Annotated in this window: 28 protein-coding genes; 27 read left to right on the top strand and 1 reads right to left on the bottom strand. The window is 55.8% G+C overall.

Translation table 11 applies throughout. The features are described from left to right. Nucleotides 1-124 precede the first annotated feature (124 nt). The 26 genes from GRI35_RS09975 to GRI35_RS09855 all read left to right on the top strand — a co-directional run bounded on the left by GRI35_RS09975 (nucleotide 125) and on the right by GRI35_RS09855 (nucleotide 22,935). Complete coding sequence (locus GRI35_RS09975) at nucleotides 125-1,555, top strand: coniferyl aldehyde dehydrogenase (RefSeq protein ID WP_160614025.1); 1,431 nt, start codon at nucleotides 125-127, stop codon at nucleotides 1,553-1,555. Then, nucleotides 1,552-2,826 carry an SMP-30/gluconolactonase/LRE family protein gene (locus GRI35_RS09970; RefSeq protein ID WP_160614024.1) on the top strand — a complete coding sequence of 425 codons (1,275 nt, stop codon included), beginning with the start codon at nucleotides 1,552-1,554 and terminating at the stop codon, nucleotides 2,824-2,826. The genes GRI35_RS09975 and GRI35_RS09970 overlap by 4 nt, the downstream gene beginning before the upstream one ends. A 116-nt stretch (nucleotides 2,827-2,942) precedes the next feature. Beyond that, nucleotides 2,943-3,317, top strand: coding sequence for an NADH-quinone oxidoreductase subunit A (ndhC, locus tag GRI35_RS09965; RefSeq protein WP_160614847.1), 375 nt, complete (start codon nucleotides 2,943-2,945; stop codon nucleotides 3,315-3,317). Then, the gene (locus tag GRI35_RS09960) at nucleotides 3,314-3,886 is read left to right on the top strand and encodes a NuoB/complex I 20 kDa subunit family protein (protein ID WP_235900181.1); all 573 of its coding nucleotides are present in this window, start codon (nucleotides 3,314-3,316) and stop codon (nucleotides 3,884-3,886) included. Before ndhC ends, GRI35_RS09960 begins: the two co-directional genes overlap by 4 nt. Nucleotides 3,887-3,901: 15 nt before the next feature. Then, nucleotides 3,902-4,738, top strand: a complete 837-nt coding sequence (locus GRI35_RS09955) for an NADH-quinone oxidoreductase subunit C (protein ID WP_160614023.1) — start codon at nucleotides 3,902-3,904, stop codon at nucleotides 4,736-4,738. Further along, on the top strand, nucleotides 4,735-5,946 hold the full coding sequence (locus tag GRI35_RS09950) for an NADH-quinone oxidoreductase subunit D (RefSeq protein ID WP_160614022.1): 1,212 nt from the start codon (nucleotides 4,735-4,737) through the stop codon (nucleotides 5,944-5,946). Before GRI35_RS09955 ends, GRI35_RS09950 begins: the two co-directional genes overlap by 4 nt. After that, nucleotides 5,943-6,251 (top strand): hypothetical protein, encoded by a 309-nt coding sequence (locus GRI35_RS09945; RefSeq protein ID WP_160614021.1) that lies wholly within the window; start codon nucleotides 5,943-5,945, stop codon nucleotides 6,249-6,251. Before GRI35_RS09950 ends, GRI35_RS09945 begins: the two co-directional genes overlap by 4 nt. After that, the gene (gene nuoE / locus GRI35_RS09940; RefSeq protein ID WP_160614020.1) at nucleotides 6,244-6,912 is read left to right on the top strand and encodes an NADH-quinone oxidoreductase subunit NuoE; all 669 of its coding nucleotides are present in this window, start codon (nucleotides 6,244-6,246) and stop codon (nucleotides 6,910-6,912) included. Before GRI35_RS09945 ends, nuoE begins: the two co-directional genes overlap by 8 nt. After that, on the top strand, nucleotides 6,912-7,097 hold the full coding sequence (locus GRI35_RS09935) for a hypothetical protein (RefSeq protein WP_160614019.1): 186 nt from the start codon (nucleotides 6,912-6,914) through the stop codon (nucleotides 7,095-7,097). Before nuoE ends, GRI35_RS09935 begins: the two co-directional genes overlap by 1 nt. Continuing rightward, entirely contained in the window at nucleotides 7,097-7,240 is a 144-nt protein-coding gene (locus GRI35_RS13730; protein WP_202390541.1) for a hypothetical protein, read from the top strand. Before GRI35_RS09935 ends, GRI35_RS13730 begins: the two co-directional genes overlap by 1 nt. After that, entirely contained in the window at nucleotides 7,237-8,532 is a 1,296-nt protein-coding gene (gene nuoF / locus GRI35_RS09930; protein ID WP_160614018.1) for an NADH-quinone oxidoreductase subunit NuoF, read from the top strand. The genes GRI35_RS13730 and nuoF overlap by 4 nt, the downstream gene beginning before the upstream one ends. Continuing rightward, nucleotides 8,529-9,314 (top strand): hypothetical protein, encoded by a 786-nt coding sequence (locus GRI35_RS09925; RefSeq protein WP_160614017.1) that lies wholly within the window; start codon nucleotides 8,529-8,531, stop codon nucleotides 9,312-9,314. The genes nuoF and GRI35_RS09925 overlap by 4 nt, the downstream gene beginning before the upstream one ends. Continuing rightward, entirely contained in the window at nucleotides 9,314-11,323 is a 2,010-nt protein-coding gene (nuoG, locus tag GRI35_RS09920) for an NADH-quinone oxidoreductase subunit NuoG (RefSeq protein ID WP_160614016.1), read from the top strand. The genes GRI35_RS09925 and nuoG overlap by 1 nt, the downstream gene beginning before the upstream one ends. Further along, a complete protein-coding gene (locus GRI35_RS09915) occupies nucleotides 11,320-11,589 on the top strand; it encodes a hypothetical protein (RefSeq protein ID WP_160614015.1) in 270 nt (89 codons plus the stop codon). Before nuoG ends, GRI35_RS09915 begins: the two co-directional genes overlap by 4 nt. Further along, a complete protein-coding gene (gene nuoH / locus GRI35_RS09910) occupies nucleotides 11,586-12,635 on the top strand; it encodes an NADH-quinone oxidoreductase subunit NuoH (protein ID WP_160614014.1) in 1,050 nt (349 codons plus the stop codon). Before GRI35_RS09915 ends, nuoH begins: the two co-directional genes overlap by 4 nt. Beyond that, nucleotides 12,632-13,024 carry a hypothetical protein gene (locus GRI35_RS09905; RefSeq protein WP_160614013.1) on the top strand — a complete coding sequence of 131 codons (393 nt, stop codon included), beginning with the start codon at nucleotides 12,632-12,634 and terminating at the stop codon, nucleotides 13,022-13,024. The genes nuoH and GRI35_RS09905 overlap by 4 nt, the downstream gene beginning before the upstream one ends. Beyond that, nucleotides 13,021-13,509: an NADH-quinone oxidoreductase subunit NuoI gene (gene nuoI, locus GRI35_RS09900; protein WP_160614012.1), complete on the top strand. Its 489-nt coding sequence runs from the start codon at nucleotides 13,021-13,023 to the stop codon at nucleotides 13,507-13,509. Before GRI35_RS09905 ends, nuoI begins: the two co-directional genes overlap by 4 nt. Nucleotides 13,510-13,524: 15 nt before the next feature. Beyond that, a complete protein-coding gene (locus tag GRI35_RS09895; RefSeq protein WP_160614011.1) occupies nucleotides 13,525-14,148 on the top strand; it encodes an NADH-quinone oxidoreductase subunit J in 624 nt (207 codons plus the stop codon). Then, the gene (nuoK, locus tag GRI35_RS09890; RefSeq protein ID WP_160614010.1) at nucleotides 14,145-14,465 is read left to right on the top strand and encodes an NADH-quinone oxidoreductase subunit NuoK; all 321 of its coding nucleotides are present in this window, start codon (nucleotides 14,145-14,147) and stop codon (nucleotides 14,463-14,465) included. The genes GRI35_RS09895 and nuoK overlap by 4 nt, the downstream gene beginning before the upstream one ends. Nucleotides 14,466-14,471: 6 nt before the next feature. Continuing rightward, nucleotides 14,472-16,469, top strand: coding sequence for an NADH-quinone oxidoreductase subunit L (gene nuoL, locus GRI35_RS09885; protein WP_160614009.1), 1,998 nt, complete (start codon nucleotides 14,472-14,474; stop codon nucleotides 16,467-16,469). Beyond that, a complete protein-coding gene (locus GRI35_RS09880) occupies nucleotides 16,469-18,019 on the top strand; it encodes an NADH-quinone oxidoreductase subunit M (protein ID WP_160614845.1) in 1,551 nt (516 codons plus the stop codon). The genes nuoL and GRI35_RS09880 overlap by 1 nt, the downstream gene beginning before the upstream one ends. Continuing rightward, entirely contained in the window at nucleotides 18,019-19,482 is a 1,464-nt protein-coding gene (nuoN, locus tag GRI35_RS09875; protein WP_160614008.1) for an NADH-quinone oxidoreductase subunit NuoN, read from the top strand. The genes GRI35_RS09880 and nuoN overlap by 1 nt, the downstream gene beginning before the upstream one ends. Then, complete coding sequence (locus GRI35_RS09870; protein ID WP_160614007.1) at nucleotides 19,479-20,189, top strand: biotin--[acetyl-CoA-carboxylase] ligase; 711 nt, start codon at nucleotides 19,479-19,481, stop codon at nucleotides 20,187-20,189. The genes nuoN and GRI35_RS09870 overlap by 4 nt, the downstream gene beginning before the upstream one ends. A 39-nt stretch (nucleotides 20,190-20,228) precedes the next feature. Next, complete coding sequence (locus tag GRI35_RS09865) at nucleotides 20,229-21,005, top strand: type III pantothenate kinase (RefSeq protein WP_160614006.1); 777 nt, start codon at nucleotides 20,229-20,231, stop codon at nucleotides 21,003-21,005. After that, nucleotides 21,002-22,648: a ribonuclease J gene (locus tag GRI35_RS09860; RefSeq protein WP_290258466.1), complete on the top strand. Its 1,647-nt coding sequence runs from the start codon at nucleotides 21,002-21,004 to the stop codon at nucleotides 22,646-22,648. Before GRI35_RS09865 ends, GRI35_RS09860 begins: the two co-directional genes overlap by 4 nt. Nucleotides 22,649-22,653: 5 nt before the next feature. After that, on the top strand, nucleotides 22,654-22,935 hold the full coding sequence (locus tag GRI35_RS09855) for a DUF1467 family protein (protein WP_160614005.1): 282 nt from the start codon (nucleotides 22,654-22,656) through the stop codon (nucleotides 22,933-22,935). A 2-nt stretch (nucleotides 22,936-22,937) separates the two neighbouring features. Here GRI35_RS09855 and GRI35_RS09850 read toward each other — a convergent pair whose 3' ends face one another. Beyond that, a complete protein-coding gene (locus GRI35_RS09850; RefSeq protein WP_160614004.1) occupies nucleotides 22,938-25,556 on the bottom strand; it encodes a coiled-coil domain-containing protein in 2,619 nt (872 codons plus the stop codon). 71 nt (nucleotides 25,557-25,627) lie between these two features. Between GRI35_RS09850 and GRI35_RS09845 the strand changes: the two genes are divergently transcribed. Then, on the top strand, nucleotides 25,628-25,927 hold the full coding sequence (locus tag GRI35_RS09845) for an Hpt domain-containing protein (RefSeq protein WP_160614843.1): 300 nt from the start codon (nucleotides 25,628-25,630) through the stop codon (nucleotides 25,925-25,927). The last annotated feature ends 56 nt before the right edge of the window (nucleotides 25,928-25,983 follow it).

Here is a 25,983-nt window from a genome sequence, read left to right as displayed (position 1 = left end):
AAAACATGCGCCTATTCCGGGCCAGTCATTCGGGCCAGTCATTCGGGCCAGTCATTCGGGCTTGTCATTCGGGCTGCACTCGTCAACAGTCAGTGGCAAATAGATACCAATGGAGAGAGACATAATGGCCGCCGACAAAAAAGCTGAAATGGAAGCAATCCTGAAACTGCAGCGCGATGCGTTCACCGCCGCGCGTCCTGAAGATATCAGCGTGCGCAAGGACCGCATCAAGCGCGCAATGTCTTTGGTAAAAGATCACGGCGAAGAGCTGTGCAAAGCGATGAGCGCCGATTTCGGCAATCGCAGCGTCGACATGGGGATGATGACGGATATCGTCAGCTCGATAAATTTCGGAAAATATTGCCTCAAGCATATCGATAGCTGGGCTAAGCCAGACAAGCGCAAAGTGACATTCCCGCTCGGCCTGCTGGGTGCGAAAGCAGAGGTTCGTTATGAACCGAAGGGCGTTGTCGGTATTCTCAGCCCATGGAATTTCCCGGTCCAGCTGACCTTCAATCCGCTGATGCAAATTCTGGCGGCGGGCAATCGCGCGATGATCAAGCCATCGGAGTTTACCGAAGCGACATCAGCACTGATGGAAAAGTTGGTTGGCGAGTATTTCGCGGAAGACGAAGTTGCCGTTGTCACAGGCAGCCCCGAAGTGGCGCAAGCCTTCTCTTCGCTACAGTTCGACCACCTGCTCTTTACCGGATCCACCGCGACAGGTCGCCGCGTGATGGAAGCCGCAGGCAAAAACCTGGTGCCGGTGACGCTCGAGTTGGGCGGAAAATCGCCGGTCATCATGGGCCGGAGCGCTGATCTAGAGAAAGCCGGTGCGCGCGTGGCTATGGGCAAAATGATGAATGCAGGGCAAATCTGCCTTGCGCCGGACTACATGATTGTTCCTGAAGACAAGGAAGAGGCTGCCATCGCTGGCGTGCAGCTTGGTGTCCACGAGCAATATCCGACACTGCTCGACAATGAGGATTACGCATCTATTGTCACTGACCGTCATTTTGATCGCCTTCAGGGCATGGTGGTCGATGCGAAGGCGAAGGGCGCAGAGGTGATCGAAGTCAATCCAGCGGAGGAAGACTTCTCGAACTCGAACGGCCGTAAGATGCCGTTGACGATCCTGCGCAACGTGACCGACGATATGGAAGCGATGCAGGAAGAGATTTTCGGTCCTGTGCTCCCAGTCAAAACCTACAAGCATGTGAGCGAGGCGATCGACTATGTGAACCGGAATGATCGTCCGCTTGGACTGTACTATTTTGGTGAAGACAGTGGGGAGCGCGAGCAGGTCCTCAAGCAAACAGTTTCTGGTGGCGTTACCGTCAATGACGTGATCTTTCACATCTCTATGGACGATTTGCCATTCGGCGGCGTCGGGCCATCGGGGATCGGTTCGTATCACGGGCCCGAAGGCTTCAAAGAATTCAGCCATGCGCGGTCGGTGTATCAGCAACCCAAGATTGATGTGGCTAAACTCGCTGGCTTCAAGCCGCCCTATGGCAAAGCGACCAAGAAGGCCATTGCGACGCAGCTAAAGTGATCCGCGCACTCGCCGCACTGGTGGGTGTATCGGCGTTGGCGGCGTGTACCTACATTCCGCCAACACAGCCGATAACGCTTGCGGATTTCCAAGCTTCGGCACCGCAGCCGTGGCGGGCGGTCAATGCCGAGACGGGCAAAATCAATGACATTGCCGGACTTCAGGAATTGGCGAAGGCTTTTCCCGACAGCTCGTCAGTTCATTTGCGCCTTCTCCAAGCGCATTTCGCTTCGGAGAATGTGCCCGCGATTATCCGTGAAGCCGTGTGGCTCGCGGATCGCGGCTATCTGTTCAGGCCAGGTGCCCAAGACGAATTGTTGAAGGTTGCGGGCGATACGGCGGTCGCTGCGAAGCTGAAGGATTTGTTTGACCGCAACGGTTCTGCAATCGAGCGTAGCACTATCGCGGCGGTGGTTTCCGAGGATGCCAGGCTCGTGGAAAGCGTCGCTTATGATCCGGTCGGCAAGGCATTCTACGCGAGCAGCATTGTATCGCGCGATGTGTTTCGCGGTGAGGGTGCGAATTGGTCTCCGCTCCGTATTGTGAAGGGCGGTAGCTTTGCAGGCCTCGCCATCGACTTAGACCGGCGAATCCTCTGGGCAGCATCCGGTTCCTACGACCCGACACCGCAGCCGAGCGCAGCATTTCCCGGCATTATCGGTTTCGATCTGGACAAGAGCGAGGTTGTGCAGCGTTTGCCGGGCGCTGGCGGCATCACACCTTCCGATCTGCATCTATCTGCATCGGGCAGCCTGTTTGCGAGCGATCCGATTTCAGGAGCAATCTATACTGTAGCCACGCCGCCAAGTGATCTGGCGGTTTTGATCCCGCCTGGTACAATCCGCTCACCGCAAGGCCTCGCGACCAGTGAAGATGGCAGCAAGCTTTATGTCAGCGACTATCGCTACGGCATTGCCATCATCGATCTCACGTCGAAGAGTGTGAAACGATTGCGCGCAAGCAACCCGATGATCTTAGACGGCATCGACGGTCTTTGGCGTCATGGCAATCGCTTGATAGGTATTCAAAATGGCATGAGCCCGATGCGGATCGTTGCCATAGACCTTTCTGCTGACGGGCTGTCGGCGACAAATCTGACAGTTCTCGAACAGGCCCATCCGACATGGACCGAGCCGCTGGGTGGGAGTATTCAGGGCGATGCGCTCTACTATGTCGCGAACGGTCAATGGGACCGTTTTGGCAAAGGCGGGACGCTCAATCCGGACAAACCGCCAATCCCCACACTTGTGCGCCGCCTGCCGCTCAATTGACACATTGTGTAAAACGCACGGGTTTTCGCCAATTTTGCACCTTCTGCCCCCTTGCGAAGCGCGGGGCAGGGGACTAGGGCGCGGACTATCTTTTGAAGCTGATTGAGTGTGGCGCTTTGTTCGACCCCTTGGAATATCTACCGATCCTGATTTTCCTGTTCATCGCATTGGGAATCTCGGTACTTTTCGTGTTCTTGCCGATGGGCGTGTCGCGCCTTACCGGCGTGCACCAACCGAATACCGAGAAGAACAGCGAGTATGAGTGCGGCTTCCCCGCATTCGAAGATCCGCGCAGCCCGTTCGATGTGCGGTTCTATCTCGTCGCGATTTCGTTCATCTTGTTCGATCTGGAAGCAGCGTTCCTGTTTCCCTGGGCGGTTAGCCTGGAATATACAGGCTGGGCCGGCTGGACGGCGATGATGGTATTTCTCGGTATTCTGGCGATCGGATTGGCCTATGAATGGAAGATGGGGGCTCTGAACTGGGAATGAGCAATCAGCAGATACCTTTAGCCGAGCAAAGCTCGTTGCTTCCAACCGCACAGGGTGGCGACGTGCGCCAGCCCGACGCGGATTATTTCAACGCTCTACAAACAGAAGTGAACGACAAGGGTTTCCTCGTCACCAGCACCGAAGACCTGTTTGAATGGGCGCGCACCGGCTCGCTGTGGTGGATGACTTTCGGCCTGGCTTGCTGTGCGGTCGAAATGATCCACGTGAATATGCCGCGCTACGATATGGAGCGGTTTGGCGTGACCCCGCGCGCCTCCCCGCGCCAGTCGGATGTGATGATCGTTGCCGGAACGTTGTGCAACAAAATGGCACCGGCGCTGCGTAAAGTTTACGACCAAATGTCGAACCCGAAATATGTGATTTCGATGGGCAGCTGCGCCAATGGCGGCGGCTACTATCACTACAGCTACAGCGTAGTGCGCGGATGCGACCGGATTGTGCCGGTTGATATTTACATTCCAGGCTGCCCTCCGACTGCCGAAGCTCTGCTGTATGGTGTGATGCAGCTCCAGCGTAAAATCCGCCGCAGCGGCACGATCGAACGATGATGGGCTCGCGCTAAGATGGCTGTTCTGCACTCCGCTCCGAAATATGCCAGCAATGATGGCATCCTCGACACGCTTTCCAAGGCGATGGGCGCACATTTGATCGATGCGGCTGAGGCGCATGGCGAATTGCTGTTCACAATCAAGCGTGACAGCATTGAGGATGTCCTGCGCCTGCTGCGTGACGAGCATCAGTATCAGCAATTGATGGAAATCGCCGGTGTTGACTTTCCTGACCGCGCGGAGCGTTTCGAAGTCGTCTATATGCTGCTGTCGGTGACCAAGAACCACCGCGTGATGGTCAAACTATCGACTGACGAGAACACTGCTGTGCCTACTGTCACGACGCTGTGGCCCAATGCCGGTTGGCTCGAGCGTGAAGTGTTCGACATGTACGGCGTACTATTTGATGGCAACACCGACCTACGCCGCATTCTCACTGATTACGGTTTTGAAGGGCATCCCTTCCGCAAAGACTTCCCGCTCACCGGCTATACCGAACTGCGCTATTCTGAAGAGGAAAAGCGGGTGGTGTACGAGCCGGTAAAGCTTGCACAGGATTTGCGGCAGTTCGACTTTATGAGCCCTTGGGAAGGCGCAGAATATGTGCTGCCTGGTGACGAAAAAGCGGAAGAACCGCCGGTAGATAAGCCGAAAGTGACGGAAGGCCCGAAAGACACCGGCGCGGGTAAGAAGGCTGAAAAGAAAGCTGCCAAGAAATCCCCTGCCAAGCCATCCAAAGCAAAGGCTGCAAAGCCTCCGAAACCGACAGAGGATCGTCCGGCGAAGAAACCGCGTAAAGGCAAAACGACCGATACCAAGGCAGCGACAAAGCCTAAAGGAGATGCGAAATGAGCATGCAGCTCGAAGAATCGCTGACCACTGACGGCGAAGTCATTTCCAACTACACAATCAACTTCGGTCCGCAGCACCCTGCGGCGCACGGCGTTTTGCGGATGGTGATGGAGCTTGATGGCGAGATCATCGAGCGCGTCGATCCGCATGTGGGCTTGCTTCACCGCGGCACCGAAAAGCTGATCGAGCATAAGACTTATTTGCAGGCGCTGCCGTATTTTGACCGGCTCGATTACTGTTCGCCTCTCGCGCAGGAGCACAGCTATGTGCTTGCGATCGAGAAGCTGCTCAATATCGAAGTGCCCGAGCGTGCGCAGTATCTGCGCGTGCTGTTTGCCGAGCTAACCCGCATTTGCAACCACATGCTCAATATCGGTGCGCATGTGATGGATGTCGGCGCGATGACGCCCAACCTGTGGGTGTTCGAACTGCGCGAAGACTGCCTCAACTTCTTCGAACGGGCGTCGGGTGCGCGGATGCACAGCGCCTATTTCCGTCCCGGCGGTGTCCATCAGGATGTGCCGCTCAAGCTGCTGACCGATATCGGTGACTGGGTCGATGGCCGCCTGCCCGAATTGTTCGGCGATGCGATGAGCCTCGTGATCGACAACCGCATCTTCAAACAGCGCAATGTCGATATCGCGCTGGTGAGCAAGGAAGATGCGCTGGCCTGGGGCTTCTCCGGCCCATTGATCCGTGCGGCAGGCATCCCGTGGGATCTGCGCAAATCGCAGCCTTACGAAGTGTATGACCGGATGGACTTTGACATTCCTGTGGGTACCAATTCGGATTGCTATGACCGCTTTATGGTCCGTGTGAAGGAAGTGTACGAGAGCGCAAAGATCATCAAGCAATGCCTCGCAGAAATGCCCGAAGGCGCGATTGCCAGCGATGACCGTAAAGTTTCCCCGCCAAAACGCGGCGAGATGAAGCAGAGCATGGAAGCGCTGATCCACCACTTCAAACTTTACACAGAAGGCTTCCATGTCCCGGCAGGCGAAGTCTATGTCGCGACCGAAAGCCCCAAGGGCGAATTCGGGGTCTATCTGGTAAGCGACGGCAGCAACAAACCCTACCGCTGCAAAATCCGCCCGACGGCTTTCAGTCACCTGCAAGCGATGGAATTTATGTCCAAGGGCCACATGTTGCCCGACGCAACTGCGATCCTTGGTGCAATCGATGTCGTATTCGGGGAGTGTGACCGGTGAGTTTGCTGGCCAGATACCGCGCAGAGCTTACCGAAGAACGCGCAGGGAGGAGTGCTGCCTTTGCTCGTGCACTACGATTTGGCGACAAGGTCTTTTATGTCTTCTGTGGCTTGGCAATCGGCGCAATCTTTCTTGGCTTTTGGGAAGCGGAGAGGATACCGGCCTCTTCGATTGATGGCAGCGGCCTTAAGGCATGGGCCATCTTCTTTGGTTTTCTCGGCGCTGGCGCTTTGGTTTTCTGTGGCGCCTTCATCAAGGTATTCGTGAACATGATATTTAGTGATCGGGGGAGTAAACATGGCTGATCGTCACATCGCACCCGATACGCCGGAACTCCGCGAGCGCTGGGGCTCTTTTGCTTGGACGAAAGAGAACAAGGCGAAGGCCGATTGGCATATTGCCAAATACCCCGAAGGCCGCGACAAATCGGCGGTAATGCCGCTTCTCGATCTGGCGCAGCGGCAGGTGGGCGCAGAAACCGATACGCAGGGCTGGTTGCCCCTGCCGGTGATTGAATATGTCGCCGCCTATATCGATGTGCCGGTGATCCGCGTGCTCGAAGTCGCGACCTTCTACATGATGTATAACCTTGTTCCGGTGGGTAAATTCCACGTGCAAGTTTGCGGTACAACGCCGTGTATGTTGCGCGGTAGCGATGACATTATCGCCGCCTGCAAGAAGCGCGGGATGGAGAAGGGCAAAGTCTCCGAAGACGGGCTTTGGACGCTGACCGAAGTCGAATGTATGGGCAATTGCGCGACCGCGCCGATGGTTCAGATCAACGATGGCAATTACGAAGATTTGACTGTCGACCGCCTTGATGCGGTGCTGGATGCGCTAGCTGCTGGCGAGCAGCCGAAAGAAGGCACGCAGGAGCCGGGTCGTCATACGTCAGAGCCATCTGGCGGACCGACTACACTCAAAGAAATGGTCGACGCCAATCATGATTACCGGAAAGATTGGTGATGGGCGTCCGCACTATTCTTTACGCCATTTGCGGCCTCGCGAGCTTCCTGATCGGCGCGTATAATGCGTCGGCCGGAGAGCGGACGCTGGGCATTGCGCTGATGGGTATTGGCTTGTTGTTCCAGGTGCTTGCGCTGCGCGGTATCAGGGCCGCCCGTCACCACAACGCACCGGGAGAAATGTGATGGAAATCGGCACGATTATCGTCGCCCTGATCCTGATCGCGATTGCGTGGAAGGTTTTGATGGGCCTCATTAAATTCGGCGTCATCGCACTGATCGTGGTGGGTGCCATTTACTTCGTTTCGCAGGGAGGGCTACCAGTATGAGCCTCCAAGACAAAGACCGCATCTTTACCAATCTCTACGGTTTTCAGGATTGGGGCTTAAAAGCTGCGCAAAAGCGTGGCGATTGGGACAATACGAAAGCGCTGATCGCGCGCGGAAATGACGCAATCATCGACGAGATGAAAGCATCGGGCCTGCGCGGGCGGGGCGGGGCTGGTTTCCCGACCGGTCTGAAATGGTCGTTCATGCCCAAGGAAAGCAAGGATGGTCGTCCGAGCTTTCTTGTTATCAATGCCGACGAGTCCGAGCCGGGTTCGTGCAAAGACCGCGAGATTATCCGCCACGATCCGCACAAGCTGATCGAAGGCGCGCTGATCGCCGGTTTCGCAATGCGCGCGCGGGCAGCTTATATCTACATCCGCGGCGAATATATCCGCGAAGCCGAAGTGCTGCAGAAAGCCATTGACGAAGCAAATGCGGCAGGTCTGATCGGCAAGAACGCCAGCGGTTCGGGCTATGATTTTGACGTGTTCATGCACCGCGGTGCAGGCGCGTATATTTGCGGCGAAGAAACCGCGATGATTGAGAGCCTTGAAGGAAAAAAGGGTCAGCCGCGCCTCAAGCCGCCATTCCCGGCGGGGGCAGGCCTGTATGGTTGCCCGACAACGGTCAACAATGTCGAAAGCATCGCGGTTGTTCCGACGATCTTGCGCCGCGGCGCGAGCTGGTTTGCTGGCTTCGGCAATGAAGGCAATCACGGCACCAAGCTGTTCCAGATCAGCGGCCATGTCGAAAAGCCATGCGTCGTCGAAGAGGAAATGAGCATTCCTTTCCGCGAGCTGATCGAAAAGCATTGCGGCGGTATCACGGGCGGGTGGGACAATCTGCTTGCGGTAATTCCGGGCGGTTCCTCGGTTCCTTTGGTACCCGCAAAGGATATTATCGATGCGCCGATGGATTTTGATGGGTTGAAAGCTGTCGGATCGGGTCTTGGTACGGCGGCGGTAATCGTGATGGACAAGTCTACCGATATCGTCCGCGCGATCAGCCGGATCAGCTATTTCTACAAGCATGAAAGCTGCGGCCAATGTACGCCATGCCGCGAAGGCACAGGCTGGATGTGGCGCATGATGGAGCGCCTGCGCACCGGCGATGCGGCAATCGAAGAGATCGATATGCTGCACCAAGTTACCAAACAGGTTGAAGGCCACACAATCTGCGCGCTCGGCGATGCAGCGGCTTGGCCGATCCAAGGTCTTATCCGCCATTTCCGGCCGGAACTCGAGCGCCGTATCGAAGAACACAATGCGCAATTCGCGGAGGCGGCGGAGTGAAGTCAGCGTCGACCTTGATTGCGGGAGTAGCTGTGGTGCTGGCAGCCCCATTGGCTGCGCAGAGCGCCCCACCGTCTGTTCCAAAGCGCTTCGAGATTGTTCAGCTGCCAAAGGTGCAAGAACGCGAAAATCCTCGCGCCATCCCGAGCGATACAATGCGGATCATGCAGAAAAAATTCGCGCGCTGCGTCTATCGGCGTCATCGTGAAGAGGCTGACAGTTTTCTTCAAAATAGCGATTATGTGCAGGCTGATCTGCTAGCATTGGGGCTGACGAAAGGCGAGCTATATCGCTCATTCTCAGCCCAGCATTGTATGCGGCTAGCCAGAACTAGAGGGCTAAGAAGCTTCTCTGTGGATATGCCGGTAAAGGTTATGCGCCGAATTCTTGTGGAGGAAGCTTATTTGGCAAACGCCAAAAAGCCATTGCAACTGGACCAAAGTGGCCCGGAATTTCTCGACCGTGACTTCGTGGGGGGACAGCCAACTACTCAAGCGAAGGCTATGACTATGTTTGGCGACTGCATTGTTTTTGCAGATATTTCAAAATCAGATGCGCTGTTGCGGACATCTCCAGAATCAACCGAGGAGTCGGTCGCGATACAAAACCTGCTTCCAGCAATGTCGGCTTGCATAGCCGAAGGCGCAGATGTTGAATTGACTGCTGAGCGGATACGAGCGGTTGTTGCGGAGGGACTGTACGCGAGACAGGCCTATCACGTGCAGTACTTAAGCCAGCAAGACGCTTCGCAAGACGGAAACCTAGAAGTGGATACGGAATAATGCCTAAGGTAACCGTAGACGGACAGGAACTCGAAGTCCCGGCAGGCGCGACTGTCCTTCAGGCGTGTGAGCTTGCTGGTAAAGAAATCCCGCGTTTCTGCTATCATGAACGGCTGAGCATTGCGGGCAATTGCCGCATGTGTCTGGTCGAAGTGAAGCCTGGGCCGCCTAAGCCCCAGGCCAGCTGCGCGCTACCTGCCGCAGACGGTCAGGAAATTCGAACCGACAGCGAGATGGTCAAAACCGCGCGCGAAGGTGTGATGGAGTTTTTGCTCATCAATCACCCGCTCGATTGCCCGATTTGCGATCAGGGTGGCGAGTGCGATCTGCAAGACCAGTCGATGGCCTATGGCCGCGGCGCGACGCGTTATGACGCAAACAAGCGCGCGGTGACCGAGAAATATATGGGTCCGCTGATCAAGACGGTAATGACGCGCTGCATTCACTGTACCCGCTGTGTGCGTTTCTCGGAAGAGATCGCGGGTGTAGACGAGATCGGCGCGCTGTATCGCGGCGAAGATATGCAGATCACAACCTATCTTGAGCAGGCTGCTGCGCACGAGCTCAGCGCCAATGTGATTGATCTTTGTCCGGTTGGCGCCTTGACGTCACGCCCCTACGCCTTTGAGGCGCGTCCGTGGGAGCTCAAGAAAACACTCAGCATCGACGTGTCGGACGCGGTTGGTGCGAATATTCGGCTCGACAGCCGTGGCCGCGAAGTTATGCGCGCGTTGCCGCGCATCAATGATGACGTGAACGAGGAATGGCTGAGCGACAAAGGCCGCTATCAGGTCGATGGCCTGACCAAGCGCCGTCTCGACAAAGTGTTCATGCGCAAGCGAGGCAAGTTGACCGAGTCGAGTTGGGATGAGGCCTTCAAAGCTATCGCCAAAGCCAAACCAGGAAAGAATATCGCCGCTATTGCCGGAGATATGGTCGATTGCGAAACGATGTTCGCGGCCAAGGCGCTCCTGGGCGCGATGGGCAGTACACTGCTTGAAGGCCGCCAGACTGGTGTGGATTATGATGTGTCGAACTTGGCTGCGGTCAATTTCAACACGACTTTCGCTGGTATCGAAACAGCCGATGCGATCCTGATTGTGGGCAGCCACGTTCGCTGGGAAGCGGCGCTGGTCAACGTCCGCATTCGAAAGGCTGTGAAGAACGGCGCGCAAGTGTTTGTGGTCGGCCCTGAATGGGAAACCACCTATCCAGCAACCTTCCTTGGTGAAGATCTCTCGGTTCTGAACCGTATTCCGAAAGCGCTTGGCGATGCGATGAAGAAGGCCGAACGGCCTGCGGTCATCATGGGCGGCGCGGCGTTGGCACAAGGTGCGCTGGGTGCTGGCCTCAAACTCATCGACAAGTTCAAGCTGGTTAAAGATGGCTGGAACGGTTTCAACGTGATGCACTTCTCTGCTGCGCGGATGGGCGGGTTAATGCTCGGCTATGCGCAGAAAAACGGCATGGCGGATATTGTCAAAGCGAAGCCAAGGGTTGTGTTCTCGCTGGGCGCCGACGAGATGGATTTCGAACCATTCGCCGATGCGCTGAAAGTCTATATCGGCCACCACGGTGACAAAGGCGCGCATGCGGCGGAGATCATCCTGCCGGCTGCGTCTTATGCCGAGAAAGACGGCACTTACGTCAACACCGAAGGCCGCGTACAATTCGCCGAGAAGGCAGTGTTTGCCCCGGGCGATGCACGTGAGGATTGGACCATCCTGCGCGCGCTTGCGGATGCTTTGGGTGTCAGTGTTGGTTTTGACAGCTTTGCCGAATTGCAAGTCGCGATGATCAAGGCTGTTCCGGCGTTGGGAGAAGAGGGTCTGGCCGATTTCGGCGATCTTCCGAAAGCTGACAGCAAAGCCAAGGCAGAAGGCACCATTTCCGCCTATCCGATCAAGGATTTCTACCTGACCAACCCCATCGCTCGTGCCAGCGCGACGATGCAACAATGCTCGGCAGAACTGCTTCAGGGTGAAGAACTGGCGGAGGCGGCGGAATGATCCAGCTTCCCGCCTTGCTACGACGGTTGCCGTACATTTTTTATGGGATCGCAGTGCTTCTGTTCATTTGGAATGTTGCCAATCAATGGATGAATATCACGTCGATGATGGGTTACAGCGATCCTACCTTGGGGAACGTCGTTGCGTATCAAAAGTCAATTGCGCTCTACAGTGCCTTCTCTGATGCGGCATATATGGTGTCAAACGGAGCGATCATCCAAGTTTTGATCGCGATATTCGACAAGCTGCAAGGAGCGGCGGAATGACCGAATATTTCCAATCCCTCGGCATGAGCTACGAATTTGCGTGGTTCGCTGCGACCATCGCAGGCATTCTGTTGATTGCCCTGCCGCTGATGTTGGCGGTGGCGATGATTATTTATGTCGACCGCAAGGTCCTCGGCGCGATTATGATGCGGCGCGGGCCCAACGTGGTCGGTCCATTTGGTTTGCTGCAAAGCTTCGCTGATGGTCTGAAGGTATTCCTACAGGAAACGATCATTCCTTCGGCAGCGAATAAGGTCTTGTTCCTGCTCGCACCGATTATCACCTTTACCGTGGCGCTCGCCGCATGGGCGGTGATTCCGTTCAATTCGGGCGCGGTGCTCGCGGATATCAATGTCGGCCTGCTCTATGTTCTCGCAGTGAGCTCGCTTGGCGTTTATGGCGTGGTGATTTCGGGCTGGGCGTCGAACTCCAAATATCCGTTTTTCTCCGCAATGCGGGCAGCGGCGCAGATGATCTCTTATGAGGTCTCGATCGGGTTCATTCTGGTGTGTGTTGTTCTGTGGGCAAACTCCTTCAATCTGAACGATATTATCATTGCGCAGAAGGGGCACGGCTTGGGCTTTGTTAATGCCTTCGCGTTTAACCCGCTGCTGTTCCCGCTGTTCGTGATGTTCCTGATTTCCGCGATGGCAGAGACAGCACGCGCGCCATTCGATTTGACCGAGGCTGAATCTGAACTCGTCGCCGGTTATCAAACCGAATATAGCTCAATGTCCTTCGCGCTGTTTTGGCTCGGTGAATATGCCAACATCCTGCTGATGTGCGCACTCTGCGCGATCCTGTTCTTCGGCGGATGGTTGCCTCCGGTCGAGTGGGAGCCGCTATACGCCGTACCGGGTTGGATCTGGCTGTTCGGGAAGATGTTCGTGTTCTTCTTCATCTTTAGCTGGACCTGGGGAACCGTGCCCCGGTACCGCTATGACCAATTGATGCGCCTTGGCTGGAAAGTGTTTCTGCCGCTGAGCCTGCTGTTCGTGGTTTTGATCTCAGGCTATCTCATGCTGACGAGGTACGCGCCGCTATGAGCATCTTTCTAGCTACAGCCGCAACCGCTGCAATGGCCGGCACGACATTCGATTGTCGTGCTGATACAGCCTATCTGACCATATTCGCACCTTCGGAGGAAGTTACTGCGGCGCATCGCGGCAACGTACTGACGCTCTACAAAGTTACCGGTGATGGCGAAGTGCTGGCAGCGGATCGCAAGATCGCTCAGGTCTTCGATGGGCTTCCGACGAGTCTGTACATCAAACTGACTGCAACCGATTTCGATGTCGAGCTCGACATCAGTGATGTCGATCTGGAGGCAGGCACCAGCGCCATCGCGATAAAGGGCACCATGCCCGACGGCGAAACAATGGAAGTCAAGGGCACATGCACCGTGGCCACAGCCAGCGAGAGCGAGGCATCATGAGCACTCTCACACACCTCATCAAATCGTTTACCCTGTGGGAAATCGTCAAGGCGCATATGCTGACCTTGAAGTACTTTTTCAAACCCAAGGTGACGATCAATTATCCGTTCGAAAAGAACCCGCTTAGCCCGCGTTTCCGCGGCGAGCATGCGCTGCGCCGCTATCCCAATGGGGAAGAGCGCTGCATCGCCTGTAAACTGTGCGAAGCGGTATGTCCGGCGCAAGCGATTACCATCGAGTCAGAACCGCGCGAGGACGGCAGCCGCCGCACCACGCGTTACGACATCGATATGACGAAATGCATCTATTGCGGTTTCTGTCAGGAAGCCTGCCCGGTTGATGCTATCGTCGAGGGACCGAACTTCGAATACGCAACCGAAACACGCGAAGAATTGCTGTACGACAAAGCAAAATTGTTGGCTAACGGGGACAAGTGGGAGCGGGCACTGGCCGCTAACCTTGAAGCCGATGCGCCGTACAGATAGGGGGCGCGCGCAACAATGATCCAGACACTCGCCTTTTACCTGTTCGCGCTTCTTGTGATCGCCAGTGGTGTGTTCACCATTACTTCGCGTAACCCGGTGCATTCCGTGCTGTGGCTCATCGTGGCATTCTTCAATGCGGCGGGCCTTATGGTCCTGGTCGGGGCGGAGTTTATCGCGATGCTGCTGGTCATCGTTTATGTCGGGGCGGTCGCGGTGTTATTCCTGTTTGTGGTGATGATGTTGAACATCGATTTCGCCGAAATGCGGGCCGGTTTCATCAAGAATTTCCCGCTGGGGATCGCGATTGCCCTGGTGCTGCTTGCCGAGCTGGTCTTGGGGATTGGTGCCTATCAGGCCGGCGCACTCGAACTCGGCGTCGCGGATGGTTCTGCCGCGCCGATGGTGGATGAAAGCAATATCACCTCGCTCGGTACGTTGCTCTACAGCAAATATATCTTCCTTTTCGAAGCAGCCGGTATCATCCTGCTGGTGGCGATGATTGGCGCGATTGTCCTCACGCTTGAAAAAAGCGCGGCAGATGTGCGTGGTCAGCAGGATATCGGCAAACAGAACCGCCGCCGGCCGGAAGACGCAACCGAAATGATGAACCCCGAAGTGGGCAAGGGGGTCGAGCTATGACCGATCTAGGCGGTATCGCTATCGAACACTTTATCGTCGTCAGCGCGATCCTGTTCGTGCTCGGCGTGCTCGGTATCTTCCTCAACCGGAAGAATGTGATTATCATTTTGATGGCTATCGAGCTGATCCTGCTCGCGGTGAACATTCAATTGGTGGCGTTCAGCGCCTTCCTGAATGATCTGACCGGGCAAGTGTTCGCTATGTTCGTGCTGACCGTTGCGGCGGCAGAGGCGGCTATCGGGCTTGCCATTCTCGTCATCTACTTCCGCGGCCGCGGCACTATCGCGGTCGACGATGTCAACCGGATGAAGGGATAAGCACCGGTGCTCCACACTTCGATCCTGCTTATCGTATTCCTGCCTTTGCTCGCAGCCATTGTTGGCGGGCTGGGTAACCGTGCGCTTGGCAACACTGTCGTCAAAGCGATAACGACCGGCTCGCTGTTCGTGTCGTGCGTGCTTAGCTGGCCGATCTTTCTCGGCTTCATTAGCGGAACCACCACGGCTGAAGTTGTTCCGGTTCTGCAATGGGTCCAATCAGGTAATCTGAGCTTTGATTGGGCGCTGCGGGTCGATACGCTCACAGCGGTCATGCTGGTGGTCATCACCACCGTGTCCGCGCTCGTGCACCTGTATAGCTGGGGCTATATGGACGAGGATCCGGATCAACCGCGCTTCTTCGCTTATCTCAGCCTGTTCACCTTCGCTATGTTGATGCTGGTGACCGCCGACAACCTCGTCCAGATGTTCTTTGGTTGGGAAGGGGTGGGCCTGGCGTCTTATCTGCTAATCGGATTCTGGTTCAAGAAGCCGACCGCCAACGCGGCGGCAATCAAAGCCTTCGTGGTCAACCGCGTGGGTGACCTTGGCTTTATGCTGGGTATCTTCGGCACATTCATTGTTTTTGGTACGACCAGCATTCCGGAAATTCTCGAAGCTGCACCTTCGATGAGCGGCGCGACTATCGGTTTCATGGGCTACCGCATGCACACGATGGATATTCTGTGCATCCTGCTGTTCATCGGTGCGATGGGTAAGTCGGCGCAGCTTGGTCTGCACACTTGGCTTCCAGACGCGATGGAAGGGCCGACACCCGTCTCTGCCCTGATCCACGCCGCTACGATGGTCACAGCGGGCGTATTCATGGTCTGCCGCCTCTCGCCAATGTTTGAAGCTGCTCCGATCGCTCTCGCGATGGTGACATTCGTCGGGGCCGCGACGTGTATTTTCGCGGCGACAATCGGAACGACGCAGTGGGACATCAAGCGGGTCATTGCGTACTCAACCTGCTCGCAGCTGGGATACATGTTCTTCGCTGCTGGCGTTGGAGCATACGGCGTCGCGATGTTCCACCTGTTCACGCACGCATTCTTCAAAGCGCTGTTGTTCCTAGGCGCCGGTTCAGTGATCCATGCGATGCATCACGAGCAAGACATGCGCTACTATGGCGGTCTGCGTAAAAAGATCCCGCTCACCTTCTGGGCGATGATGTTCGGAACATTGGCGATCACCGGTGTTGGCGTTTACCACCTTGGGGCTGGCTTTGCTGGATTCTGGTCGAAAGATGCCATTCTCGAGGTCGCCTTTGCGCGCGGCACTGGCCTTGGCACATTTGCCTTCTGGATGGGTGTGTTCGCGGCGCTTCTGACCAGCTTTTATAGCTGGCGTCTGATGTTCCTGACCTTCTGGGGCAAACCGCGCTGGATCGAGAGCGAGCATATCCAGCACAGCGTCCACAAGACACCTGAAGAAGCTGGCGAGGACACAACCGGCGGCTATCAACCGCATGAGAGCCCTGTGTCGATGCTGGTTCCGCTAGGCGTACTCTCGCTCGGCGCAATCTTCGCCGGACAAGTATTTGCGCCAAGCTTCCTCGATGATGCTGCGTTCTGGGGAAGCTCGATCTTCTACAACGCGAATTTGATCGATGCGATGCATGCTGTTCCGTACTGGGTGAAATATTCGGCCTTCGTGGTCATGCTGCTCGGCCTGTTCGGCGCCTGGCTGGCCTATATCAAGGACACCTCGATCCCAGGCAAGTTCGTGGACCAGTTCCGCTACGTGCACCGCTTCGTGTTCAACAAATGGTATTTCGACGAGCTCTATAACTTCCTGTTCGTCCGTCCCGCATTCTGGCTGGGCCGGAAATTCTGGATCATTGGTGATCAGGGTATCATCGACCGCTTTGGTCCGAATGGCGCGGCGTGGATCGTCCAAAAGGGCACCGTCGCGGCCAAGAAGATCCAGTCGGGCTATCTTAATTCTTATGCGCTGGTGATGATCCTCGGGGTTGTTGCTGCGATCACATGGGTGCTGATGTAATGGGCGGTTTCCCCATCCTTTCCGTGATGCTGGCCGTTCTGGCCGTGGCTGCGGTCGCGTGTCTGTTCGTTAAAGCGGAAACAGCGCGCGTCATCGCGCTGGCCGCGACGCTGATCGATTTGGCACTCGGCATTATGCTGTGGGTCAATTACGACATCGGCGGCGCGCAATGGCAGTTTACCGAGCGGGCAGAGCTGTTTGCCGGCTTTAGCTATGCGTTGGGTATCGACGGTATCGCGCTAATGCTGATCGTTCTGTCGGTATTCCTGATGCCGATCTGCATCCTCGCAAGTTGGGAATCGATCCAGAAGCGTGTGGGCGAATATATGGCCGCGTTCCTGTTTATGGAATTGCTGATGATCGGCGTGTTCGCCGCGCAGGATATGTTCCTGTTCTACATCTTCTTTGAGGCCGGACTGATCCCGATGTATCTGATCATCGGCATCTGGGGCGGCGATAACCGGATTTACGCCAGCTATAAATTCTTCCTCTACACGCTGCTCGGCTCGGTTCTGATGCTGGTCGCGATGCTGTGGATGGTGAATGAAGCGGGCACGACATACATCCCGACGCTGATGAATTACGACTTCGCGCCAGAGGCGCAGACGTGGCTATGGCTCGCATTTTTCGCCAGCTTCGCCGTGAAAATGCCCATGTGGCCGGTCCACACTTGGCTTCCCGATGCACACGTTCAGGCACCAACGGCCGGCTCGGTCATTCTGGCGGGCGTCCTGCTGAAGATGGGGGGCTATGGCTTCATCCGCTTCAGCCTTCCAATGTTCCCCGAGGCGTCCGCGCAATTTGTGTGGTTGATCTTCGGTCTGTCGATGGTGGCTGTGATTGTCACCAGCCTGATCGCGCTGGTCCAGCACGATATGAAGAAGCTGATCGCCTATAGCTCGGTCGCGCACATGGCCATCGTGACGGCTGGCCTGTTTGCGTTCAATGTGCAGGGTCTGGAAGGCGCAATGGTGATGATGCTGAGTCACGGCCTGGTATCGGGCGCATTGTTCCTGTGCGTGGGGATTATCTACGACCAGCTGCATACGCGCGAGATCGACCGGTATGGCGGCCTTGCGATCAACATGCCGAAATATGCGTTGTTCTTCTTGCTGTTCACGATGGCCAGTATCGGTCTGCCCGGCACCAGCGGCTTCGTTGCCGAGTTCCTCAGTCTCGCCGGTGTTTACAAAGTTTCGAGTCTGACGACCTTCGTGCTCACAACCGGCATTATCCTCGGCGCAGGTTACATGCTGTATCTCTATCGCCGTGTTGCTTTCGGTGAGCAGAAAAACGCTGACGCCGCTGCAATGAAAGACTTGTCTCTGCGTGAATGGATTATGCTGGGCCCGATTGCTGCGGCGGTGCTGTGGATGGGCGTCTATCCCGAAAGCTTCCTCGCGCCAATGCGTGCAGACATTGCTGCGCTTGATGCGCGCCTCGCTCGCGCCGCTCCTGAAGGGGATGCGAAATTGGTGATCGGTGAACCCAAAGAAGAGGCTGCCAACGCAATGCCTGAAATCGACAAGAAAGCAGAGGGAGCACACTGATGGACTTCCTGCTTTCATTCCAGTTGTCTGCGCCGGAAATCATTCTTTCGGTCGCGGGTTTAGCTCTGCTGATGGTGGCGGCCTTTGCCGGCAACAAATCAGCCAAAACGGTCACTTATCTCGCAATTGCTGCGCTCGTCGCGGCAAGCGCGGTCGTGATCGAGCTATTCACCAATGAAGCCCTGTCGCTAGGCGCCGATGCGTGGAGCGGTCTTTACCGGATGGACGCGTTCAGCAACTTCACCAAGCTGCTGATTTATCTCGCGACAATCGGCTGCTTGATCGTAACGCCCAAATTCTTCGATGCTAAGGGTGAATACCGCCCGGAATATCCGGTGCTGATGATCTTTGGCGCGGTGGGCATGGGGATCATGGTTTCCGCCGTCGATCTGATGACACTTTATATTGGCCTCGAAATGAGCAGCCTCTCATCTTACGTGTTGGCCAGTTATAGCCGTAGCGATGAACGCTCTGCGGAAGCAGGCCTGAAATATTTCGTCCTCGGCGCATTGGCGAGCGGTATTCTGCTTTATGGCATGAGTCTGGTGTATGGCTTCACCGGTTCCACAAGCTATCTCGGCATTCGCGCTGCTTTGGCGGACGGGATGGGAACGGGAGCGCTGTTTGGCGTGGTATTTGTCTTGGCTGGTCTGGCGTTCAAGATTGCCGCAGTACCTTTCCATATGTGGACGCCCGACGTTTACGAAGGCGCGCCGACTCCGGTTACCGCATTTTTCGCAACCGCACCCAAGGTAGCAGCTGTCGCCATCTTAATGCGAATCGCTCTCGATCCGTTCGGCGCGCAGTCTACTGCATGGCAGCAGATCATTATTTTCGCTGCCTTGGCCTCCATAGTCGTGGGTGCACTGGGCGCGATCGGACAAGAGAATATCAAACGCTTGCTGGCCTACAGCTCGATCAACAATGTTGGGTTTATTCTTATTGGTTTGGCAGTCGCAACTGAGGCCGGGGCAAGCGCGATGCTGGTCTACCTTGCTATCTACGTCTTTATGGCCCTGGGCAGCTTTGTCGCGCTGCTGATGCTACGCGACCGCGATGGCAACCAGCTTGAGACTTTTGCCGATATCTCTGGACTGTCGAGCACGCGGCCAATGCTGGCATTGTGCATCCTGCTGTTGATGTTCAGTTTGGCAGGCATACCGCCGCTGCTTGGTTTCTGGGGCAAGTTTGTGATTTTCCAGGCAGCGGTTGAAGCTGATTTGATCCTGCTCGCAACACTCGGGATCGCGGCCAGCGTTATTGGTGCGTTTTACTACATCAAGTTCATCAAAGTGATGTATTTCGATGAACCTGCTGATGTCGTTGTTGAGAGCAACAGCCCTGCGCGTTGGGCCGTGTTAAGCCTCGCTACTCTGGTGATTTCGCCGCTTGGTTATTTGCTGACAATATGGCTTGGCCAGCTTGCGGATCGCGCTGCGTCGGCGATGTTCTTCGTCATTTGATCGAGTACATCCTAGAAACCGGATCGACCAACGATGATCTCGCTGCCCGTTTGAGCAGCGGCGAGCGCGTTTCCGAGGGAGACTGGCTGGTTGCCGACCGCCAGACGTCCGGTAGAGGCAGACAAGGGCGTGAGTGGTTTGATGGCTCTGGCAACTTTATGGGCTCGACCGTCGTCAATGTCTCTCAGTCCGATCCGCCTGCTTCGACTCTGGCATTGCTGACGGGGCTGGCTACTTATGAGGCGTGTTTGGCGCTGGTTCCTGATCCCCAAGCACTTTCCCTCAAATGGCCAAACGACTTGCTGATAGGCCGCGCAAAACTGGCAGGCATACTACTCGAAGGGCAAGGGTCGGCGGTAATCGCCGGTATCGGCGTAAATCTCGCCGCCGCACCCGATTTGCCAGATCGAGAGACAGTATCTTTAACTAAGTTTGGTCCTGCACCCGCCCGCGACAGCTTTACGGAAAAACTCGCCGCCCAGTTTGATACCGAGCTTGAGCGTTGGCGGACCTATGGCTTGGAGCCGCTGCTACGGCGTTGGATCAATGCGGCACATCCGCTTGGCACACCTCTGACTTTCCACGAAACCGGCGCAACGATCCAATCAGGTAAATTTGCCGGTCTTGCTGATGACGGTTCTCTGCTACTGCGCTTGGCGGATGGTTCGACCCGTGCCATCCACGCTGGCGACGTGATGCTGGCCTAGAAATATTGGCCTAAAGATATTGGCCTGAAGGAACGAATTATGCTGCTCGCAGCCGATGTCGGAAATACTAATGTTGTCTTCGCTCTGTTTGATCGAGACGAAATCAAGGCGCGCTGGCGGATCGCCACCGACCCGCGGCGTACGGGCGACGAATATGCGGTTTGGCTTATCCAATTGATGAAGATTGAGGGTTTCAAGAAGGAAGATGTCACACAGATCATCTTCGCTTCGGTTGTACCGCGTGCTGACCACAATCTGACTGTACTTTCAAAGAAGTATTTCGGTTTGACACCGTTGATTGCAGGCAAGGGCAATGCAGCATGGGGCTTTGAAATTGATGTCGACCACCCGGAATCACTCGGAGCCGACCGCGCGCTGAACTGCGTTGCGGCGCATGAAAAGTATGAGGGGGACCTGATCGTCGTGGATTTCGGTACTGCGACCAAATTTGAAGCGCTTGATTTCAATGGCACGTACAAAGGCGGAATCATCGCTCCGGGTATCAACCTGTCGCTTGACGCGCTGGTGGGCAAAACTGCCAAACTACCGCGAATCGCGATCAAGGCACCCGATACCAAGAGCGTGATTGGTCGGAACACAGAGGATCAAATGCTAATTGGCGTGTTCTGGGGCTATGTTGCGATGATGGAAGGCTTGATCCAGAAGATGCGCGATGAAATCGGACGGCCTGCCAAAGTCGTGGCCACAGGCGGCCTTGCGATCCTGTTCGATGACAACACGGAGATTTTCGATGTGGTTGATGCCGACCTGACTATTCAAGGGCTGGCAATTCTCGCCAATCGGGCAGTTTCGTGAAGAAAGATTACACCCCTGAAAGCGAGCTGCTTTTTCTTGCGCTCGGCGGCTCCGGCGAGATCGGAATGAACGTCAACCTTTATGGCTGCGATGGCCAGTGGTTGATGGTCGACTTGGGCATGACATTTTCCGGCAATGAATATCCTGGGGTCGATCTGGTTTTTGCCGATCTGGAATTTATCGAAGACCGGCTTGATGATCTGGCAGGCATTGTCCTGACACATGCACATGAGGATCATATCGGCGCTATCCCCTATTTCGCCGCCGATTTGGGCGTACCCTTATATGCCACACCGTTCACTGCCGAACTGATACGCCGTAAGCTACAAGAGGCGGGCATTTCCAATCAAGTCGAGCTTAACGTCGTTGAGGGTACTGATAGCTTCACTGTAGGCCCATTTGATATTGGCTATGTTCCGCTCGCGCATTCGATCGCCGAGGGCAACGCACTTGTGATCGATACGCCCTATGGCCGGATATTCCATACCGGTGATTGGAAGCTCGACGAAGATCCCATCATCGGTGAGCCCACAACAGTCGAGGAACTGACCCAGATTGGTGACGAGGGTGTCCTCGCGATGGTCTGCGATTCCACCAATGTGTTCAATCCAAAGCCCAGCGGGTCCGAAGGTGCAGTTTACCAAGGCCTTATGGAAGAAGTCGGCAAGCATGCGGGCAAACGTGTCCTGGTCACCACGTTTGCCTCCAATGTCGCGCGTCTGCAAACGTTGGGCGAAGTCGCGAAAGCGCATGGACGACAAATATGTGTTGCTGGCCGGTCACTGGACCGCATCCTCGAAGTCTCGCAATCGCATGGCTATTTGCTTGATTTCCCAGATCCGGTGGATTTCGACACCGCGATGAGCCTCCCACGTGGCGATGTGATGATTGTCGCGACCGGAGGGCAGGGCGAACCGCGCGCTGCGCTTTCCCGCATTGCCGAATCCAACCACCGACTTGAGCTAGTCAGCGGCGATGTTGTGCTGTTTTCCAGTCGCCAGATCCCCGGCAACGAGATTTCGATTGGAAAAATCCAGAACAAGCTTGCGGATCGCGGGATAGTAATGGTCACTGACCGGCAGAGCGAGATTCACGTATCGGGCCACCCTGGGCGGCCCGAGCTAGAGGAAATGTACTCTTGGTTGAGGCCAGACGTGCTCATTCCTGTGCACGGCGAAATCCGGCACATGCAGGAGCAAGTAAGAGTTGGAAAAGCTGCGGGAATACCGGAGAATATTTTCCAGAAGAATGGCGACATCGTACGCCTTGCTCCGGGCAAGCCAAGCCGGGTAGCGCAAGTGCATACAGGTAGGCTCGTGCTCGATGGTGATATCATCGTTCCCGCTGATGGCGAGTCCATCACGATGCGGAGGCGGATCGCCTTTAATGGCGCGATTGTTGTTGCGCTGGATACGAAAGGCAGGGCGAGCATCGAATGCTTTGGATTGCCTCTCGATGAAGATTATGACGACTTTGTGAGTGAGACGAGAGCCGATATAGAGAAAGCGCTCAAGCGCCTCAAAGGCAGTGATCGCAAGGATGGCAATATCATTGCGGAGGCTACCCGCTTGGCGACGCGCCGCGCAGCGCAGCGCTGGAGCGGTAAAAAGCCGCAGGTCAGAGTTATTCTGGTGGCAGAGTAAGAAAAATGAAGATCACATCAATCGTCGCAATCTATGCGCTGGTATGGGTTATGACCGCCTTCGTCATGCTGCCTTTCGGCGTCAAAACACATGACGAAGCTGGTATCCCCAAAGTGCCAGGTCAGGCGGATAGTGCGCCAGCAAATTTCCAACCAGGGCGCCATGCACTGCGCGCGACAATCATCGCCGCTTTTCTGACGGCGCTCTATATCGCGAATTATACCTACGGGTGGGTTGGGGCCGACACGATCAACATGTTCGAAGACTTGCTGGCTGAGCCTTCATAAATTTACTCGCGCAAGCGTTCGATCGCCTGCGCCAATGCGACATAGAGTTTACCCATATCCGAACTGAGCAGCGTCACGCTCAACGCATTGCCGTCTCGTGTAGAAAGCATGCTGCGCAGCATGCTCTCGAAATCATGGATATAACGGCTGACATTCTCGCGGAATTCCGGATCGTCGTCGTATACTTCGGCGATATCGCGCGCCTCTCTGTTATCGAGCAGACTTACCGCGCGGCGAGTGAAGATACCGCGATCTCCGCGCAGATATGATGCCCAAGCCGTGTCAGTGACATCGCTCGACATCGCTTTGGAAATGTCGATTGCGTTCGAGTTCAGGCTCTCGGTGATGAGTGCCATACGCCGTGCGAAATCATTACCCACTTGTTCCTCCGCCTGTTCACGCGCTCTTGAAACGCGCGTTTCGAGATTGGAGGCAAGTTCGTTGACCTTGGATAGCTGATCGCGCAGCTGGATCGCGGCATCACGGCTGACACCGCTCGCTCTGGCCGCGGACTCCTCGAGCCTGCTGATCGACTCTTGCGAAGCGCTATGCAGTGTCCTGTCGAGTATTTCGCCCGCATCCTTGGCAAGCTTGCTAGCAACAAACTCCACGCTTTCTTTCAGACCTGCCTCAATAGTCGATGGTGCGTTTCGAGCGGCTTCCTCAAGCGCCGAGATCGCCTCGCGCAATTGATCCTGTGCTTTGGACGACAGCAATTCGCTTTCGCCGTTCAATTTGGACAGGTCATTGGTCAATAAAGTGATCGCTTCATGCGTTGCAGCGTTCGAGCCTGCAATCCGGTCGCGCAACGCGTCAACCTGTTCAATCGACGCATGACTGGTTGATTGCGCGGACAGGACATATTCAGAGAGTTCCTGGCTCTTATCACCTGCTTGGCCGATAATGCCTTTCAGTCCCTCGGCCTGATCGCGAATCTCGCTAAGACGGTTCTCGGCTGTTGTCAGCGCTTCGGGCAGTTCGACGCCGCTATGCTGCGCACTTGCCTGGATAAGCTCCAGCAGGCGGACGCTTGCTTCGGTTAGGTCCTTCACTGCAGCGTCAGTGGCGTCAATGGCTTCCCGGCTATTGTCGAATGTCGAGACTAACTGCTCCGTACTACGCACAATACTTTCTTCTGTACGCTCGCCAAGGTCAGAGATCGCAACCAGTGACTTACGCAACGTGTCGATCCGAGCAGCAATTGCTTCGCTGCGTCCCGCCAGCAATTCGGATTGGCTTTCCTGTGCCTCACGGCGCGCCGCAATTTCACTGTCGAGCGTTTCCAAGCGCGCGGTCAAAGACTGGATTGCAGCTTCTTCATTTTCGCCAAGCGTCGCCAGTCGCGCTTCGACTTGCTCGACCAGCTTGCCATCGCGCTGCATGATATGGGCGTCGACGGCTTCGGCTTCGACTCGCAGTGCCTCAAGTTTGGCATTTGCAGAGGCAAGGGCTGCCTCATCAATATTCTGGATTTCAACGATAGCTTCGTTGAGTTGCTGTTTCAGTGTGACAATCCGACCCTGCCAACTTTCAAGGGCATTGGTTTCGCTCTCCTGCACCGAATTGCTGACAGTATTTGCCTCTTCGCGCATCGCGGTTAGGCGCGCGCGGAGAGAGCGGAGAGCCTCCTCTTCCTCAAGGTCCAAACCTTCGCGTGATTTGGCGAACTCGTCGGCCAAGGCTTGTGCGCGGCGACGCATCGCTGCCAAGGCTTCTACTTCTCGTCCGTCTAGTTCGGTGCGGAATTCGTCGCTTTTCTCGCGCAGGGCGGCGAAGCGGGTTTCTGCGAGATCTTCCATCTCCTCCGTCTGATTTTCGAATGTGGTAAGAGCGGCCTCGATTTTGGTCTGGATGGAGTCGACTTGGGTTTCGCTCGCCTTGCCGAAGTCATTCAGCCGCTGGAACCCGGCGACGAGTTCAGCAATTTGATCATTGGCAGTGCGACCAGCCGTACCGATCTGATTGGATACGTCTTTGGCGGAATTGGCGACAACCGGCAGATCGTCCCGCAGTTTGCTCATATTATCCAGTGCAGTGGCGCTTACACTTGCGATGGCGTCCACTTGGTGGCCATTGTCTACAATAAGAGTTTGCAAGTGGCCGGCATGTTCCGACAAGCGCTCGCTTGCGACGCGCCCCAGCGACTCGAGTTCGAGTGATTGAGAACCGAGAAACTCTCTCGCCAAACTCAATTCGCGGTTTACCGTTGTCAGCCGCTGTTCGAGCAGCGCCGATTCTTCGGACAGCATATGTGCCGTGGCACCAAACTTGGACGCTTCACGAGTGCTGTTCCGCATAGCCAGCAGCCAAAGTGAAACAATCAACAGGGTAGGGATAGCCCAGCTGGTGATCCACCCCGTCCATTGTTGCGGCGTACCGCCGGCGAGTATCTCTGCCTGATGGGCCCAACCAAAGAACCCCGTCCAACCTGCGAGGGTCAGCACTGCAAGTGTTGGCGCAATCCACTGGAAACTCAGTTGCTTAGGTCCCTCATCATCCCAATCGTCGTCATATTCGTCGGTCAGGGAAAGTGTGTCGTCGGCACCCTCGGATGCGGTTTCAATCTGCGCTTCTTGCGCGTCTTCTGGGCCTATCGCCCGGATGTTTGGTCCCCCGGTCATGAGAGGAATCTACCATGTTTTCGACCGGGCGAAACCACATTTTAACTTTCAACAACCTATTTGATGAGGTGATGTTGTATGAAAACGGCACTCTTGATGCGACTTTCGCTGCGGCGGCAGGCGAAGATCCTGCGCTAATGGCGGAACTACGTCATGCATTTGCAGAGAGTGTAGAGCGTCAAATTGACCTGCTGAAGCGCGCACGGTGCGACGGAAATTGGGAAATGGCAGCGCTCCGTTTGAAAGGCTTAGCCGCCAGCTTTCATGCTGATGAACTTATCAAACTATCCGTGGCTGCTTTGGAATCTGCTCCCGGTGAACCAACCGTCGTTCGTAAGATCGAGGCATTTTATCAGGACTTTGTTGCGTAGCATTATACATCGCCGGGTGAAGGGCCTGATATCGGCGCTTGGCACCTCTCCAGTCA

This window comes from Pontixanthobacter aestiaquae, assembly GCF_009827455.1.
GTDB lineage: Bacteria > Pseudomonadota > Alphaproteobacteria > Sphingomonadales > Sphingomonadaceae > Pontixanthobacter > Pontixanthobacter aestiaquae.
Note: the sequence above shows the minus strand (reverse complement) of the source record. Positions and strands in the feature narration are given on the sequence as shown.

What these genes read in the sequence shown, in the direction of transcription:
- GRI35_RS09895 (WP_160614011.1), top strand. Translation starts at nt 13,525, where the DNA reads ATGATCCAGACACTCGCCTTTTACCTGTTCGCGCTTCTTGTGATCGCC.
- nuoH (WP_160614014.1), top strand. Translation starts at nt 11,586, where the DNA reads ATGACCGAATATTTCCAATCCCTCGGCATGAGCTACGAATTTGCGTGG.
- nuoF (WP_160614018.1), top strand. Translation starts at nt 7,237, where the DNA reads ATGAGCCTCCAAGACAAAGACCGCATCTTTACCAATCTCTACGGTTTT.
- GRI35_RS09850 (WP_160614004.1), bottom strand. Translation starts at nt 25,556, where the DNA reads ATGACCGGGGGACCAAACATCCGGGCGATAGGCCCAGAAGACGCGCAA.
- nuoK (WP_160614010.1), top strand. Translation starts at nt 14,145, where the DNA reads ATGACCGATCTAGGCGGTATCGCTATCGAACACTTTATCGTCGTCAGC.
- GRI35_RS09865 (WP_160614006.1), top strand. Translation starts at nt 20,229, where the DNA reads ATGCTGCTCGCAGCCGATGTCGGAAATACTAATGTTGTCTTCGCTCTG.
- GRI35_RS09960 (WP_235900181.1), top strand. Translation starts at nt 3,314, where the DNA reads ATGAGCAATCAGCAGATACCTTTAGCCGAGCAAAGCTCGTTGCTTCCA.
- GRI35_RS09915 (WP_160614015.1), top strand. Translation starts at nt 11,320, where the DNA reads ATGATCCAGCTTCCCGCCTTGCTACGACGGTTGCCGTACATTTTTTAT.
- GRI35_RS09845 (WP_160614843.1), top strand. Translation starts at nt 25,628, where the DNA reads ATGTTGTATGAAAACGGCACTCTTGATGCGACTTTCGCTGCGGCGGCA.
- GRI35_RS09905 (WP_160614013.1), top strand. Translation starts at nt 12,632, where the DNA reads ATGAGCATCTTTCTAGCTACAGCCGCAACCGCTGCAATGGCCGGCACG.
- nuoG (WP_160614016.1), top strand. Translation starts at nt 9,314, where the DNA reads ATGCCTAAGGTAACCGTAGACGGACAGGAACTCGAAGTCCCGGCAGGC.
- GRI35_RS09855 (WP_160614005.1), top strand. Translation starts at nt 22,654, where the DNA reads ATGAAGATCACATCAATCGTCGCAATCTATGCGCTGGTATGGGTTATG.
- GRI35_RS09880 (WP_160614845.1), top strand. Translation starts at nt 16,469, where the DNA reads ATGGGCGGTTTCCCCATCCTTTCCGTGATGCTGGCCGTTCTGGCCGTG.
- nuoI (WP_160614012.1), top strand. Translation starts at nt 13,021, where the DNA reads ATGAGCACTCTCACACACCTCATCAAATCGTTTACCCTGTGGGAAATC.
- GRI35_RS09955 (WP_160614023.1), top strand. Translation starts at nt 3,902, where the DNA reads ATGGCTGTTCTGCACTCCGCTCCGAAATATGCCAGCAATGATGGCATC.
- GRI35_RS09935 (WP_160614019.1), top strand. Translation starts at nt 6,912, where the DNA reads ATGGGCGTCCGCACTATTCTTTACGCCATTTGCGGCCTCGCGAGCTTC.
- GRI35_RS09950 (WP_160614022.1), top strand. Translation starts at nt 4,735, where the DNA reads ATGAGCATGCAGCTCGAAGAATCGCTGACCACTGACGGCGAAGTCATT.
- GRI35_RS13730 (WP_202390541.1), top strand. Translation starts at nt 7,097, where the DNA reads ATGGAAATCGGCACGATTATCGTCGCCCTGATCCTGATCGCGATTGCG.
- nuoN (WP_160614008.1), top strand. Translation starts at nt 18,019, where the DNA reads ATGGACTTCCTGCTTTCATTCCAGTTGTCTGCGCCGGAAATCATTCTT.
- GRI35_RS09975 (WP_160614025.1), top strand. Translation starts at nt 125, where the DNA reads ATGGCCGCCGACAAAAAAGCTGAAATGGAAGCAATCCTGAAACTGCAG.
- nuoE (WP_160614020.1), top strand. Translation starts at nt 6,244, where the DNA reads ATGGCTGATCGTCACATCGCACCCGATACGCCGGAACTCCGCGAGCGC.